Below are 14,205 nucleotides of genomic sequence, written 5' to 3' on the forward strand. Positions count from 1 at the left end.
CCTTGCGGGTCCACAATGGCCCATGGCCGTCCGCTACGACATCACCCACACCACCGTCTACCGCTACAAGACGCCCGTCACCTTCGGGCTGCACCGCGTGATGTTCAGGCCGCGCGACAGCCACGACCTGCGGGTGCTGGCGACCGACCTGGTGGTGAGTCCCGATGCCTATGTGCGGATGATTCACGACCCGCACTCCAATTCGGTGGCGCTGGTGCAGCCCATGGGCGAGGCGCGCGAACTGCGCATCGTCTGTTCGTTCACCATCGAGCACCTGCCGACGCCGATCGACGAACTGGCGCTGGACCCGGGCGCCGAGGTGCTGCCCTTCGCCTATTCGCTGGAGGACCGGCTCGACCTCGAGCACTACCTGCGGCCGCACCACGACGATCCGGACGGCACGCTGATCCGCTGGGCCCACCAGTTCCTGCACACCGACCAGCCGAACAACACGCGCGACGTGCTTGCCCGCATGAACGCGCACATCGGCCAGAGCCTGCGCTATGCCGCCCGCGACGAGGAAGGCACGCAGACGCCGCTGGAGACGCTCACGCTCGGCAGCGGCAGCTGCCGCGACTACGCGCTGCTGATGATGGAGGCTGCGCGCCGCCTCGGCATCGCCACCCGCTTCGTCTCCGGCTACATCTACGACGCGGCGCTCGACACCGGCGCGCCCGCCGAGCCGGGGCAGGCCGTCAGCGGCGCCGGCAGCACGCATGCGTGGCTGCACGCCTACCTGCCGGGCGCCGGCTGGATCGCCTTCGATCCCACCAACAACCTCATGGGCGGCGCCCAGCTGATCCGGGTCGGCGTGGCACGCGACCCGGCGCTGGCGGCGCCGATCTCGGGCAGCTGGTACGGCGAGCCCGAGGCCTACGAGGGGCTGGAAGCGACCGTGGTAGTGCGGCGAATCTCGGGCTGACCGTCAAAAACCGTCCGACCGCAAGCCCGACGAAGACCTTGCCGCAACGACCGGCCGGCACTTAAAGTGGCTTCCGGCGCCTTTTCCTGGGCGCGGTTCTTGCTGATGACACTGTTCCGACACGCGGTGCCGGGACACTGTCCTCACTTCGGAGGTTCTGATTGAAGACTTTTCCCATCGACCTGGCCTTGCAGGGCGGCGGCTCGCACGGCGCCTTCACCTGGGGCGTCCTCGACCGCCTGCTCGAAGAACCCTGGCTGCAGCTGGACGGCATCTCGGGCACCTCGGCCGGCGCCATGAACGCGGCGGCGCTGGCATCCGGCCACGCGGCGGGCGGGGCCGAAGGCGCGCGCGAATCGCTCGACAGGTTCTGGCGCGGCGTCTCGGATGCCGCCAAGTACAGCCCCTTCAAGCGCAGCTGGATGGACATGCTCAGCGGCACCTGGACGCTCGACAACTCGCCGGCCTTCATCGCCGCCGACCTGGCCACCCGCCTCTGGTCGCCCTACGACCTCAATCCGCGCGGCATGAACCCGCTGCGCGGCATCCTGTCGGACCTGATCGACTTCGACCGCCTCTCGGCATCGCCGATCAAGCTCTTCGTGACCGCCACCAACGTGCGCACCGGCCGCGGCCGGGTGTTCCGCAACGCCGAGCTGACGCCCGACGTGCTGCTGGCCTCGGCCTGCCTGCCGACCATGTTCCACGCGGTCGAGATCGACGGCGATCCGTACTGGGACGGCGGCTATGCCGGCAACCCGACGATGACGCCGCTGATCCGCGAATGCCAGTCGAGCGACACCCTGCTGATCCAGATCAACCCGGTCGAGCGGGCGGGCGTTCCGCGCAGCGCCACCGAGATCAACAACCGGCTCAACGAACTGTCCTTCAACTCACCGCTGCTCAAGGAGCTGCGCATGATCGCGCTGCTGCACCAGGTGGCCGACCCGGGGCACGGCGAAGGCGCAGCCTGGGCCCGAATGCGCATCCACCGCATCGCCACCGACGCCATGCTGGCGCTCGGCGCCTCGTCCAAGATGATCTCGGAGTGGCCCTTCCTGTGCCAGCTGCGCGATGAAGGCCGGCGCTCGGCGCAAGCCTTCCTCGACGCCCACAAGGGCGACATCGGCAAGCGCTCGACGCTCGACCTCGAAGCCCTGCTCGAAGGGGTCTGAGCCATGGGACTCGCAGGCATCTTCATCGGCCTCGGGCTGCTGATCTGGCTCTCCTACCGGGGCTGGAGCGTGCTGGTGCTGGCACCGGCCGCGGCGCTGATCGCGGCACTGTTCGCCGGCGAGCCGCTGCTCGCCCACTGGACCCAGACCTTCATGGGTTCGGCGGCCGGCTTCCTGGCCAGCTTCTTCCCGCTGTTCCTGCTCGGCGCCGTGTTCGGCAAGCTGATGGACGACAGCGGCTCGGTCCAGACCATCGCCCGCTTCATGACCGAGAAGCTCGGGCCCCAGCGCGCGATGCTCGCGGTGGTGCTGGCCGGTGCCCTGGTCACCTACGGCGGCGTCAGCCTGTTCGTCGCCTTCTTCGTGCTGGCCCCGATGGCGCAGGCCCTGTTCCGGGCCGCGAACATCCCGGCCCGCCTGATGCCGGCGGCGATCGCGCTCGGCACCTCGACCTTCACGATGTCGGCGCTGCCCGGCACGCCCGCCATCCAGAACGCGATCCCGATGCCCTTCTTCGGCACCACGGCCTTCGCCGCGCCCGGCCTGGGCGTGATCGCCTCGGCGATCATGCTGGGCTTCGGGATGTGGTGGCTTCGGCGCGCCGAGGCCAAGGCCCGCGCGGCCGGCGAGAGCTTCGGCACCCTGGACTCGGAGGCCCACATCGATGCCGCCGAAGACCCCGTGGTGCGCGAGCGCGCCACCACCGCCGGCAGCTTCGACCCGGCCGAAGTCCAGCACGGCGAGCACGGCAGCGGCCAGCCCGGCATCGTGGCGGCCCTGGCGCCGCTGGTGGTGGTGGTGGTCGTCAACCTGCTGATGGCACTGGTGGTGCTGCCACGCATGAACACCGACTACCTGGCCGAGGCCCGCTTCGGCGGCATCGGCCTGGCCAACGTCGGCGGCGTCTGGGCGGTGCTGGTGGCGCTGGCCGCGGCCATGTTGGTGCTGGTCGCGCTGAACTGGAAGCGCCTGCCTTCGCTGCGCGCCACGGTCGATGCCGGCGCCAATGCCTCGGTGCTGCCGGTGGTCTGCGTCGCCAGCCTGGTCGGCTTCGGCGCCGTGGTGGCCGCCATGCCGGCCTTCGAACTGGTGCGCGAATGGGTGCTGGGCATCGGCGGCGGGCCGCTGGTCTCGCTGGCGCTGTCGACCAACATCCTGGCCGCCCTCACCGGCTCGGCATCGGGCGGCCTGACGATCGCGCTCGATGCGCTGGGTGGCACCTTCATGCAGCTGGCCGCCACCACCGGCCTCGATCCGGCGCTGATGCACCGGGTGGCGGTGATCGGCGCCGGCACCCTCGACAGCCTGCCGCACAACGGCGCGGTCGTCACGCTGCTGGCGGTCTGCGGCACCAAGCACGGCGAGAGCTATTTCGACATCGTGATGGTCGGCATCGTCGGTGCGCTGATCGCGCTGATCGCCGTCATCGTGCTCGGCTCGACAGTCGGCTCCTTCTGAGGACTTGGCCCCCACGCTCCCCCACTGCGTGTGGGTCGCTGCCCCCCCGAGGGGGCCGCAGGCCGCCTTGGGGCGGCCCGGCGCCGGCCTGGAATCACCCCACCCGCAGCCGCAACGCGGCCGGGTGGTGCTCCGGCGGCGCCGCCAGCCGGCGTGCATAGGCCGTCTCGGCCTCCTCCTGCGCTTCGCAGAGGCGCTCGAGCGCCCGGATGTCCTCCAGGCCCGGCGGCGTGCCGCTGCCGCACATGAAGTCGCCGAGCGACTCGATCATCTCTTCGCGCGCGGCGACCACGGCCAGGCGGCAGCGCACCATCTCGCCCCTCAGCTTCGCCAGCTGTCCTCTTTTCGACCGATGCACGGCAACTCCCAGTTGTTATTTGTACTACTTAGCTACTAACCAACATTAGGGCTTGGGCGCGCCCCGGTCCATATGGCTTAGGCGCTATCCGATCCGGGCAGTCGCAATCCGATTCAATCTGCGCCTTGCGCCGGCGCCGCCGCGGCAGGAAGATGGCAGCCGCCGAAGGAGACATGCCGACGGTCATGTCCGAACCGGCGGCTTTGCCAACAGGAGCCGCGCCATGAACAAGCTGACCTCCCTGCTGCTGTGGCCGGCGATCGCCATCCTCGGCGCCTTCTCGTTCGCAGCGCTGGCATTGGGCCGGGGCGAGAGCGTCAACGCGGTCTGGCTGGTGACCGCGGCGCTGTGCGTCTACTTCATCGCCTACCGCTTCTACAGCAAGTTCATCGCCGACAAGGTGCTGCGGCTGGACGACACGCGCGTCACGCCGGCGCTGCGCCACAACGACGGCATGGACTACGTGCCGACCAACAAGTGGGTGCTCTACGGCCACCACTTCGCGGCCATCGCGGGCGCCGGGCCGCTGGTCGGGCCGGTGCTGGCGGCGCAGATGGGCTACCTGCCCGGCACGCTGTGGATCCTCTCGGGCGTGGTGCTGGCCGGCGCGGTGCAGGACTTCATCGTGCTGTTCGCCTCGGTGCGGCGCGACGGCAAGTCGCTCGGCGAGATGATCAAGATGGAACTCGGCCCGGTGCCCGGCACGCTGGCGCTGGTCGGCGTGCTGGCGATCATGATCATCATCCTGGCGGTGCTGGCGCTGATCGTCGTGAAGGCGCTCACCGGCAGCCCCTGGGGCCTGTTCACGATCTTCGCCACCATCCCGATCGCGCTGCTGATGGGCGTCTACATGCGCATCATCCGGCCCGGCCGGGTCGGCGAGGCCTCGGTGTTCGGCGTGGTGCTGCTGCTGGCATCGATCTTCCTCGGCCGGGCGGTGGCCGAGAGCGCCACCTGGGCGCCGTGGTTCACCCTCACCGGCCCGCAGCTGGCCTGGGCGCTGATCGTCTACGGCGCCATCGCGGCCAGCCTGCCGGTCTGGCTGATGCTGGCGCCGCGCGACTACCTCAGCACCTTCCTCAAGATCGGCACCATCGTGGCGCTGGCGCTGGGCATCTACTACGTCGCGCCGCTGCTGGCGATGCCGGCAACCACCCGCTTCATCGACGGCAGCGGGCCGGTGTTCTCGGGCAAGCTGTTCCCGTTCCTGTTCATCACCATCGCCTGCGGCTCGGTGTCGGGTTTCCACGCCCTGATCTCGTCGGGCACGACGCCGAAGATGGTCGAGAAAGAGTCGCACATGCGCTTCATCGGCTTCGGCGGCATGCTGGCCGAGTCCTTCGTCGCGGTGATGGCGCTGACGGCCGCCAGCGTGCTCGACCCCGGCATCTATTTCGCGATGAATGCGCCGGCGGCGGTGATCGGCACCACCGCGGCCCACGCGGCCGAGGTGATCTCGGGCTGGGGCTTCACGATCACGCCCGAGCTCATCAACCAGACCGCGATCGATATCGGCGAGACCAGCATCCTGTCGCGCGCCGGCGGCGCGCCTACCTTGGCGGTGGGCATGGCGCAGATCCTCGGCCAGGCCTTCGGCGGCAAGTCGATGGAGGCCTTCTGGTACCACTTCGCGATCCTGTTCGAGGCCCTCTTCATCCTGACCGCGGTCGATGCCGGCACGCGCGTGGGCCGCTTCATGATCCAGGACATGCTGGGCCACGTCTACAAGCCGCTGGGCGACACCGAGTTCCTGCCCGCCAACATCGTCGCGACGCTGCTGTGCGTCGGGCTCTGGGGCTACTTTCTGTACCAGGGCGTGGTCGATCCGCTCGGCGGCATCAACACGCTGTGGCAGCTGTTCGGCGTCGGCAACCAGATGCTGGCCGGCATCGCGCTGCTGCTGTGCACCAGCGTGCTCGTGAAGATGAAGCGCGAACGCTACGTGTGGGTCACGCTGGCGCCGACCGCCTGGCTGCTGGTCACGACACTGACCGCCGGCGTCCAGAAGATCTTCCACCCCGACCCGGCCATCGGCTTCCTGGCACTGGCGCGCAAGTTCGGCGATGCGGCCGCGCAAGGCACGCTGATCGCACCGGCCAAGTCGATCGCCGAGATGCAGCGCGTGGCCTTCAACAACACGCTCGACGCCGTGGTCTGCGGCTTCTTCGTGCTGCTGGTGGTCGCGATGTGCGTGTTCGCCGCCAAGATCTGCCTGCAGGCCCTGAAGCAGTCCAGGCCGACGGCGCAGGAGATCCCGCCGATGAGCGGGCCGCAGGGAGCGATGCCGTGAACGACGCCGGCAATCCCGAGGCCGAGCGCTCGCTGGGCCGCCGCTGGCAGAGCCTCTGCTCGGCCTGCCGGCAGGTCTTCGGCATGCCCGACTACGAGCGCTACCTGGAACACGCGGCCCAGCTTCATCCCGGGGCGCCGGTGCTCTCGCGCGACGACTACTGCGCCAAGGTGATCGAGCGCCGCTACGGCCAGGGCGTGGGGCGCTGCTGCTGAGCGGCCGGCGGCGCCCTGCACGACGCCGCGCCCTTTCCTAGAATCGACGGTTCCCCAGCGCTTCCGCCTTATCCGGAAGCGCACTCGAATCGCCCGCAAACCCGCATGGGGACTGGCGAATAAGCTTATCCGCATAAGGCGCGAACCAAAAAATAGTTTGTTTCCATAAGGCTCGCTCTTACATTCCACGCTCGCTTTGACGTGCGGTGGACGCGCCGCCTTCCAGCAACTGACACACGATGTACCAATACACTGATTTCGACCGCCAGTTCGTGCACCTGCGCGCCGCGCAATTCCGCGACCAGCTGGAGCGATGGCAGAGCGGCAAGCTCGCCGAGGACGAGTTCCGGCCGCTGCGCCTGCAGAACGGCTGGTACGTCCAGCGCTACGCGCCGATGCTGCGGGTGGCCGTGCCCTACGGCGAACTGTCGAGCCGCCAGCTGCGCGTGCTGGCGAAGATCGCCCGCGAGTACGACGAGCCCGAGGCCGAGGTCTACAAGCACGCGCTGGCCACGCAAGGCAAGCTCGGCACGCACAAGCTGCCGACCCACTACGCCCACTTCACGACGCGCCAGAACGTGCAGTACAACTGGATCCCGCTGTCCAAGTCGGCCGACGTGATGGACCTGCTGGCCTCGGTCGACATGCACGGCATCCAGACCAGCGGCAACTGCATCCGCAACATCACGAGCGACGAGCGCGCCGGCATCGCGGTCGACGAGATCGCCGACCCGCGCCCCTTCGCCGAGATCATGCGGCAGTGGAGCACGCTGCACCCCGAGTTCGCCTTCCTGCCGCGCAAGTTCAAGATCGCCATCACCGGCGCCAAGGAAGACCGCGCCGCCACCGGCTGGCACGACGTCGGCCTGCACCTGGTCAAGAACGAGGCCGGCGAGCTGGGCTTCCGCGTGCAGGTGGGCGGCGGCATGGGCCGCACGCCGATCATCGGCACCGTGCTGCGCGAGTTCCTGCCCTGGAACCAGATCATGAATTACCTCGAAGCGGTGATCCGGGTCTACAACCGCTACGGCCGGCGCGACAACATCTACAAGGCGCGCATCAAGATCCTGGTCAAGGCCGAGGGCCAGCGCTACATCGACGACGTCGAAGCCGAGTACAAGCAGGTCATCGAGCACGACGGTGCGCCGCACACCATCACGCAGGCCGAACTCGACCGCGTGAGCGCCTCCTTCGTGCCGCCGCAGCTCGCCACCCGCGTGTTCCGCAGCGCCGAGGCCACCGATGCCGACCTGCGCGCGCAGGCCGCCGACGACGTGATGTTCGCGCGCTGGCTGGCGCGCAACGTGGCGCCGCACCAGAACCCCGCGCTGCGCGCCGTGACGCTGTCGTTCAAGCGCCGCCTGCAGGCGCCCGGCGATGCCTCGGCCGACCAGCTCGACACCGCCGCCCGGCTGGCCGACCGCTTCAGCGCCGGCGAGGTGCGCGTCACGCACGACCAGAACCTGCTCTTGCCGTGGGTGCATGCCGAGGACCTGCACGCGCTGTGGCTCAACGCCCGCGAGGCCGGCTTCGCCAGCGCCAACGTGCACCTGCTGACCGACATGATCGCCTGCCCGGGCGGCGACTTCTGCGCCCTGGCCAACGCACGCTCGATCCCGATCGCCGAGGCCATCACCGAGCGCTACCAGGACCTCGACGAACTCGACGACCTCGGCGAGATCGACCTCCACATCAGCGGCTGCATCAACTCCTGCGGCCACCACCACAGCGGCCATATCGGCATCCTCGGCGTCGACAAGGACGGCAAGGAGTGGTACCAGGTCACGCTCGGCGGCTCCGACGGCTCGCTGCTCAGCGGCGCGGCGCAGGCCGGCAAGGTGGTCGGCCCGTCGTTCTCGGCGGCCGAAGTGCCCGACGTGATCGAGGCCGTGCTCAACACCTACCGCGACACCCGCGAAGCCGGCGAGACCTTCATCGACGCACTGCGCCGGGTCGGCATCGAACCCTTCAAGGCCGCCGCCAACGGCGCCCGCTTCAAGGTCGAGGTGGCCGCATGAACCGCACCCTGACCCTGATCGCCGCCGAGGACCATGTCGACAACGGCGACCCGACCGTGCTGCAGCTGCCCAACGACGCCGATCCGCTGGCGATCGAGGTCTGCCTGGACGACGTCGAGCGCATCGATCTCGACTTCCCGAAATTCACCGACGGCCGCGCCTACAGCCAGGCCTTCCTGCTGCGCCGCCGCCTGGGCTTCAAGGGCGACATCCGCGCCACCGGCGACGTGCTGATCGACCAGCTGGTGCAGATGCAGCGCACCGGCTTCTCGAGCGCCGTGCTCAAGGAAGGCGTCGATGCGTCGGCCGCCCAGCGCCAGTTCGACCGCTTCGCCGCCTTCTACCAGGGCGACGCGGTGCAGGCCGCGCCGCACTTCGTCGCGGCACCCGAGATCGCATCGGAGCCCTCGGCATGAGCATCGACCTCGCACGCATCAACGCCGAACTCGGCCGCAACGCCGAGGGGCTGGTGGACTGGGCCATCGGCCTCGGCCAGGCGACCATCGTCACCACCAATTTCCGACCCTTCGAGGCCGTGATCCTGCACATGGTCACGCGCGCGAAACCCGATGTGCCGGTGGTCTGGATGGACAACGGCTACAACACCGAGGCCACCTACCGCTTCGCCGACGAAGTGACGAAACAGTTGGGGCTGGATCTGCACATCTACCTGCCGCGCCGCTCGCGCGCGCATCGCGAAGCGGTGGAGGGCCCGACCCCGGCACTCGACGATCCGCGCCACGCCGCCTTCACGGAAGAGGTCAAGCTGGAGCCTTTCGCCCGCGCCCTGCGCGAGACCGCGCCGAAGATCTGGTTCACCGCGCTGCGTGCCACCGACACGGCCGTGCGCGCGCAGATGGACCCGGTCAGCGTCAATCCGGACGGCCTGATCAAGGTCGCGCCGCTGCTGCACTGGTCGTCGAAGGACCTGTACGCCTACTGCGAGGCGCACGGCCTGCCCAACAACTTCGACTACGTGGACCCGACCAAGGGCGAAGACAACCGCGAGTGCGGACTGCATCTCGCGCACTGAACGCCAACGCCGCACCGATTCCCCGCATTCAAGATCGCACCCGATGAACGCCCGAACCGAACCCGACCTGCTGCTGTCGACCGCACAGACGCTGGCCCACCTGTCCAACACCCAGCTCGACGCCCTGGAAGAAGAAACCATCTTCATCCTGCGCGAGGTCGCGGCCTCCTTCGAGCGGCCGACGCTGCTGTTCTCGGGCGGCAAGGATTCGCTGGTACTGCTGAAGTGCGCCGAGAAGGCCTTCGGCGCCGGCCGCATTCCGTATCCGCTGCTGATGATCGACACCGGCCACAACTTCCCTGAAGTGACGGCCTTCCGTGATCAACGCGCCAAGGAACTCGGTGCCGAGCTGATCGTGCGCAATGTCGAGGATTCGATGAAGCGCGGCACGGTGCGCCTCGCCCACCCGGGCGAATCGCGCAACGTGCACCAGTCGGTGACCCTGCTCGAGGCGATCGAGGAATTCCGCTTCGACGCGCTGATCGGCGGCGCCCGCCGCGACGAGGAAAAGGCGCGCGCCAAGGAGCGCATCTTTTCGCACCGCGACAGCTTCGGCCAATGGCAGCCCAAGGACCAGCGGCCCGAGCTGTGGACGCTGTTCAACACGCGCCTCGCGCCGGGCGAGCATTTCCGCGTCTTCCCGATCTCGAACTGGACCGAACTCGACGTCTGGCAGTACATCGAGCGCGAGCACATCGCCCTGCCCTCGATCTACTACACCCACAAGCGCGAAGTCGTCGAGCGCCGCGGCCTGCTGGTACCGGTGACCCCGCTCACGCCGCCGCGCGATGGCGAGCAGGTCGAAGTGCGCGACGTGCGCTTCCGCACCGTCGGCGACATCACCTGCACCTGCCCGGTCGACAGCCTGGCGGCCGATGCCGGCGACGTCGTGGTCGAGACGCTGGCCGCCGATGTCAGCGAACGCGGCGCGACCCGCATGGACGACAAGACCTCCGAAGCGTCCATGGAGAAAAGAAAGAAAGACGGATATTTTTAGCTCGCCCCCAGGTTGGGCTCACTTCGTGTAGCCCGCCCACCCCCTGCCGGGGGCAACACCAGAGGCCCGGCGAAGCCGGTTCCTCGGTGTTTCACGAATAAGAAAGTGCATTGGCGAGAACGAATATGAATGCGACCACTTCAACTCTTGAACAGCAAGCCGAGACCGGCGCCGCCCTGCGCTTCATCACCTGCGGCAGCGTCGACGACGGCAAGAGCACCCTCATCGGCCGCCTGCTGGTCGACAGCAAGACCGTGCTGCAGGACCAGCTGGCCGGCGTGCAACGCGGCGGCGAGACCGACCTGGCGCTGCTGACCGACGGCTTGTCGGCCGAGCGCGAGCAAGGCATCACGATCGACGTCGCCTACCGCTATTTCTCGACCGCGCACCGCAAGTTCGTGATCGGCGACGCGCCGGGCCATGAGCAGTACACGCGCAACATGGTCACGGCCGCATCGAGCGCCGACGCCGCCGTGGTGCTGGTCGACGCGACCAAGCTGGCCTGGGCCGCCGAGGTCGGCGACGGCGAAGTGGTCCGCCGAGAACTGCTGCCGCAGACCCGCCGCCACACTCTGCTGTGCCACCTGCTGCGCGTGCAGTCGATCGTGTTCGCGGTCAACAAGCTCGATGCCATCGACGATGCCGAGCTGGCTTTCGAACGCATTTCGGAGGCGCTCGCGAACTTCGCCGAAGCGGCTGGCGTGCAGGTCGCCGCCACGGTTCCGATCTCCGCGCTCAAGGGCTGGAACGTGGCGTCGCGCCACCCCGACTGGGCCGGCTACAAGGGCCCGAGCCTGCTCGAACTGCTCGAGCAGCTGCCGGTCACCGCACAGGACGAGTCCGTGCCCTTCGCGTTCCCGGTGCAATGGGTCGAGAAGTTCTCGGCCTCGGCCGACACCTCGCGCGGCCGCCGCGTGTTCTGGGGCCGGGTCGCCAGCGGCCACATCGAGCCCGGCCAGCGCATCAGCGTGCTGCCGAGCAACCAGCACGCCACCGTGGCCCAGGTGCTGAGCCACACGCGCGAGCCCAAGGCCGTGCATGCGGGCCACAGCGCCGGCATCGTGCTCGACCGCGAACTCGACGTCTCGCGCGGCGACTGGCTGCTGGCCCCCGACGCCTTCGAGCCGGTGCGCGAGATCACCGCCACGGTGGCCTGGCTCGACGACGAGCCGCTGGTGGCCGGCCGGGTCTACTGGGCGCTGCAGGGCCACCGCTGGGTCAAGGCCAAGGTGGCGCGCATCATCGACCGCGTGAACATCACGACGCTGGACGCCGAGCCGACCGACAAGCTCGAAGCCAACGCCATCGGCGACGTGGTGCTGTCGCTGCAGCAGCCGCTGGCCGTGCTGCCCTTCACCCAGTCGCGCACCTTGGGCTCGCTGATCCTGGTCGATACCGCCTCGCACCGCACCTCCGCTGCGGTGCTGGTGCGCCCTGCCGCCACAAAGGCCTAAAATTCGGGGTTTTCCCGATCATTCCCTTCCGCTTGCCAAGAAAATGACCCACGTCGTCTCCGAATCCTGCATCCGCTGCAAATACACCGATTGCGTCGACGTCTGTCCGGTCGACTGCTTCCGTGAAGGGCCGAACATGCTGGTCATCGATCCCGACGAGTGCATCGACTGCGCGGTCTGCATCCCCGAGTGCCCGGTGAACGCGATCTACGCCGAAGAAGACCTGCCGGCCAACCAGCTGGCCTTCATCAAGCTCAACGCCGAACTGGCGCTGGCCGACGGCTGGAAGAGCATCACCAAGCGCAAGCCCGCGCTGCCCGATGCCGACGAGTGGAAAGACAAGACCGACAAGATCGGGGAGTTGGTGCGCTGAGTACGCCGGCTGCGCCCATCGAAACCGATGCACTGATCATCGGCGCGGGGCCGGTCGGGCTGTTCCAGGCCTTCCAGCTCGGCCTGCTCGAGATCTCCTGCCACATCGTCGACGCCCTGCCGCGCGCGGGCGGCCAGTGCGTGGCGCTGTACGGCGACAAGCCGATCTACGACATCCCCGGCACGCCGGTCACGACCGGCAGCGGCCTGGCCGAATCCCTGCTGCAGCAGATCGCGCCGTTCAAGCCGCGCATCCATTTCGACGAGCAGGTCGCGACGCTGGCCCGCCAGGACGACGGCCGCCTGCTGCTCGGGACCTCTCGCGGCAACGCCTTCCTTTGCAAGACGGTCTTCATTGCGGCCGGCGTCGGCGCCTTCGTCCCGCGGCGCATCGCGGTCGAAGGCATCGCCCGTCTTGAAGGCACGCGGCTTTTCTACCATCCCGACGCCCTCGAGCGCTTTGCGGGCCAGTCGGTGATCGTCCACGGCGGCGACGATGCCGCCCTGGAGACCGCGCTGGCACTGCTGCCGCTGGCCAAGGCGGTCACGCTGCTGCATCGCCGCGACGTCTTCCAGGCCGAGGAGGCCACGGTCGCGGCCGTGCGCGAGCGCATCGCCGCCGGCGCCCTTCGCCTCCAGGTCGGGCAGCCGGTCGGTTTCGATCCGGCCCATCTGCAGGTCGCCACGCCCGACGCGCAGACCGTCGCGCTGCTCTTCGACACCCTGATCGGCTGCCTGGGCATCTCGCCGCGGCTCGGGCCGATCGCCGACTGGGGATTGGCGCTCGAGCGCAAGCAGCTGCCGGTCGACACCGAGAAGTACCAGACCCAGGAGCGCGGGATCTTCGCCGTCGGCGACATCAACACCTACCCCGGCAAGAAGAAGCTGATCGTCTGCGGCTTCCACGAGGCCACGCTGGCGGCCTGGGGCGCGGCGGCGATCGTGTTTCCCGACAAGTCGATCCCGCTGCAGTACACCACCACCAGCACGCGGCTGCACACGCTGCTCGGCGTCGCCCACTGAGAAAGAACCGATCGATGCCTGAACTTGAGGTGAACACCCCGTTCATGGTGGGGACACCCGCTGGCCTTAGGATCGCCTGACATGCAGGACGTCAACATTTCTCTTTTCCAATGGCTCGGCGCGGGCCATGCGCCCGACGCGCAGTTCCTCTGGCTGGCAACGCAGCTGGCCGACGGAACCTCCTGGCTCTGCCTCGCACTGCTGGCCGTGGCCGCCTGGCGGCAGCCCGCACAACGCGGCTACCTGATGGCGACCCTGGCCGCCGCCGGCGCCGCCGCGCTGGCCGCGCATGCGCTGGCCCAGGCTCTCAATCTCCCGAGGCCCTTCGTCGCCGGCCTGAGCCCCAACTACATCGCCCACGGCGCCAGGGGTTCGCTGCCGAGCGCGCATGCGAGCGTGATGTTCACGCTGGCACTGGTGCTCTGTCTGCGCCCGGCCTTGCGAACGCTTGGCCTCGCGGTGTTCGCGATCGCACTGGTCACCGGCTGGGCCCGCATCTACGTCGGCGCCCATTTCCCGTTCGACATCGCCGCAGGGCTCGCGCTGGCGATCGTGATCACGGGGCTGTTCTGGGTGCTGGCCATCGGCGTGCGCCGCATCGTCCTGCCGCTGATCGCCCGCGACGATGCGCGCTCGGCAAAGCCCACGGGCACGCCCGCCGCCTGAGCGGGCCCGCCGGCCCCGGCCGGCTCTACAATCGACCTGCTTCGCCTGACGGAAGCAACGCTAGGGGTGCCGGCCCGCAACACGCAGTTGCAGGCCGGCTGAGAGAGTCCCTTTGAACCTGACTGAGGTAATCCTCGCGCAGGGAAGCTGGTCCGGCGGCCGCCACGTTTTCTCGCGCGGCGGTCGGGTCGCCGGCCTCGCCCACCTGCCACACACTTGCATGG

14 protein-coding genes and 1 riboswitch are annotated in these 14,205 nt (G+C 68.7%); of the genes, 13 read left to right on the plus strand and 1 reads right to left on the minus strand.

The window, feature by feature from the left end:
• The first annotated feature begins 22 nt into the window (after positions 1-22).
• The 3 genes from QTI17_RS07470 (at position 23) to QTI17_RS07480 (ending at position 3,555) form a co-directional block, all read left to right on the plus strand.
• The gene (locus QTI17_RS07470) at positions 23-922 is read left to right on the plus strand and encodes a transglutaminase family protein (RefSeq protein ID WP_286531980.1); all 900 of its coding nucleotides are present in this window, start codon (positions 23-25) and stop codon (positions 920-922) included.
• Positions 923-1,083: 161 nt separating this feature from the next.
• On the plus strand, positions 1,084-2,097 hold the full coding sequence (locus tag QTI17_RS07475) for a patatin-like phospholipase family protein (protein WP_286531981.1): 1,014 nt from the start codon (positions 1,084-1,086) through the stop codon (positions 2,095-2,097).
• Between the two features lie 3 nt (positions 2,098-2,100).
• Positions 2,101-3,555, plus strand: a complete 1,455-nt coding sequence (locus QTI17_RS07480) for a GntP family permease (RefSeq protein WP_286531982.1) — start codon at positions 2,101-2,103, stop codon at positions 3,553-3,555.
• A gap of 94 nt (positions 3,556-3,649) precedes the next feature.
• Here QTI17_RS07480 and QTI17_RS07485 read toward each other — a convergent pair whose 3' ends face one another.
• Positions 3,650-3,913, minus strand: a complete 264-nt coding sequence (locus QTI17_RS07485) for a hypothetical protein (RefSeq protein ID WP_286531983.1) — start codon at positions 3,911-3,913, stop codon at positions 3,650-3,652.
• A gap of 223 nt (positions 3,914-4,136) precedes the next feature.
• On the opposite strand from QTI17_RS07485, the gene QTI17_RS07490 reads away from it, so the two are divergent.
• The 10 genes from QTI17_RS07490 (at position 4,137) to QTI17_RS07535 (ending at position 13,981) form a co-directional block, all read left to right on the plus strand.
• Positions 4,137-6,203: a carbon starvation CstA family protein gene (locus tag QTI17_RS07490; RefSeq protein ID WP_286531984.1), complete on the plus strand. Its 2,067-nt coding sequence runs from the start codon at positions 4,137-4,139 to the stop codon at positions 6,201-6,203.
• Complete coding sequence (locus QTI17_RS07495) at positions 6,200-6,418, plus strand: CstA-like transporter-associated (seleno)protein (RefSeq protein ID WP_286531985.1); 219 nt, start codon at positions 6,200-6,202, stop codon at positions 6,416-6,418. The genes QTI17_RS07490 and QTI17_RS07495 overlap by 4 nt, the downstream gene beginning before the upstream one ends.
• 239 nt (positions 6,419-6,657) lie before the next feature.
• Positions 6,658-8,436 carry a nitrite/sulfite reductase gene (locus tag QTI17_RS07500; RefSeq protein ID WP_286531986.1) on the plus strand — a complete coding sequence of 593 codons (1,779 nt, stop codon included), beginning with the start codon at positions 6,658-6,660 and terminating at the stop codon, positions 8,434-8,436.
• Complete coding sequence (locus QTI17_RS07505) at positions 8,433-8,852, plus strand: DUF934 domain-containing protein (RefSeq protein WP_286531987.1); 420 nt, start codon at positions 8,433-8,435, stop codon at positions 8,850-8,852. Before QTI17_RS07500 ends, QTI17_RS07505 begins: the two co-directional genes overlap by 4 nt.
• Positions 8,849-9,469 carry a phosphoadenosine phosphosulfate reductase domain-containing protein gene (locus QTI17_RS07510; RefSeq protein ID WP_286531988.1) on the plus strand — a complete coding sequence of 207 codons (621 nt, stop codon included), beginning with the start codon at positions 8,849-8,851 and terminating at the stop codon, positions 9,467-9,469. The genes QTI17_RS07505 and QTI17_RS07510 overlap by 4 nt, the downstream gene beginning before the upstream one ends.
• 43 nt (positions 9,470-9,512) lie before the next feature.
• Positions 9,513-10,466, plus strand: coding sequence for a sulfate adenylyltransferase subunit CysD (gene cysD, locus QTI17_RS07515; protein ID WP_286531989.1), 954 nt, complete (start codon positions 9,513-9,515; stop codon positions 10,464-10,466).
• Positions 10,467-10,591: 125 nt separating this feature from the next.
• Positions 10,592-11,920, plus strand: a complete 1,329-nt coding sequence (locus QTI17_RS07520; RefSeq protein WP_286531990.1) for a sulfate adenylyltransferase subunit 1 — start codon at positions 10,592-10,594, stop codon at positions 11,918-11,920.
• 43 nt (positions 11,921-11,963) lie between these two features.
• Positions 11,964-12,293, plus strand: a complete 330-nt coding sequence (fdxA, locus tag QTI17_RS07525; RefSeq protein WP_162574924.1) for a ferredoxin FdxA — start codon at positions 11,964-11,966, stop codon at positions 12,291-12,293.
• The gene (locus QTI17_RS07530) at positions 12,251-13,315 is read left to right on the plus strand and encodes an NAD(P)/FAD-dependent oxidoreductase (protein WP_286531991.1); all 1,065 of its coding nucleotides are present in this window, start codon (positions 12,251-12,253) and stop codon (positions 13,313-13,315) included. Before fdxA ends, QTI17_RS07530 begins: the two co-directional genes overlap by 43 nt.
• Positions 13,316-13,396: 81 nt before the next feature.
• On the plus strand, positions 13,397-13,981 hold the full coding sequence (locus QTI17_RS07535; RefSeq protein ID WP_286531992.1) for a phosphatase PAP2 family protein: 585 nt from the start codon (positions 13,397-13,399) through the stop codon (positions 13,979-13,981).
• 52 nt (positions 13,982-14,033) lie between these two features.
• Positions 14,034-14,143: riboswitch (TPP riboswitch) on the plus strand.
• Positions 14,144-14,205: the final 62 nt, after the last annotated feature.

This window comes from Variovorax sp. J31P179, from assembly GCF_030316985.1.
GTDB classification, from domain to species: domain Bacteria; phylum Pseudomonadota; class Gammaproteobacteria; order Burkholderiales; family Burkholderiaceae_C; genus Variovorax; species Variovorax ginsengisoli_B.

Excerpts from the sequence above, each read along its gene's own strand:
- QTI17_RS07505 (WP_286531987.1), top strand. The coding sequence starts at position 8,433 with ATGAACCGCACCCTGACCCTGATCGCCGCCGAGGACCATGTCGACAAC.
- QTI17_RS07490 (WP_286531984.1), top strand. The coding sequence starts at position 4,137 with ATGAACAAGCTGACCTCCCTGCTGCTGTGGCCGGCGATCGCCATCCTC.
- QTI17_RS07480 (WP_286531982.1), top strand. The coding sequence starts at position 2,101 with ATGGGACTCGCAGGCATCTTCATCGGCCTCGGGCTGCTGATCTGGCTC.
- fdxA (WP_162574924.1), top strand. The coding sequence starts at position 11,964 with ATGACCCACGTCGTCTCCGAATCCTGCATCCGCTGCAAATACACCGAT.
- QTI17_RS07510 (WP_286531988.1), top strand. The coding sequence starts at position 8,849 with ATGAGCATCGACCTCGCACGCATCAACGCCGAACTCGGCCGCAACGCC.
- QTI17_RS07500 (WP_286531986.1), top strand. The coding sequence starts at position 6,658 with ATGTACCAATACACTGATTTCGACCGCCAGTTCGTGCACCTGCGCGCC.
- cysD (WP_286531989.1), top strand. The coding sequence starts at position 9,513 with ATGAACGCCCGAACCGAACCCGACCTGCTGCTGTCGACCGCACAGACG.
- QTI17_RS07520 (WP_286531990.1), top strand. The coding sequence starts at position 10,592 with ATGAATGCGACCACTTCAACTCTTGAACAGCAAGCCGAGACCGGCGCC.
- QTI17_RS07535 (WP_286531992.1), top strand. The coding sequence starts at position 13,397 with ATGCAGGACGTCAACATTTCTCTTTTCCAATGGCTCGGCGCGGGCCAT.
- QTI17_RS07470 (WP_286531980.1), top strand. The coding sequence starts at position 23 with ATGGCCGTCCGCTACGACATCACCCACACCACCGTCTACCGCTACAAG.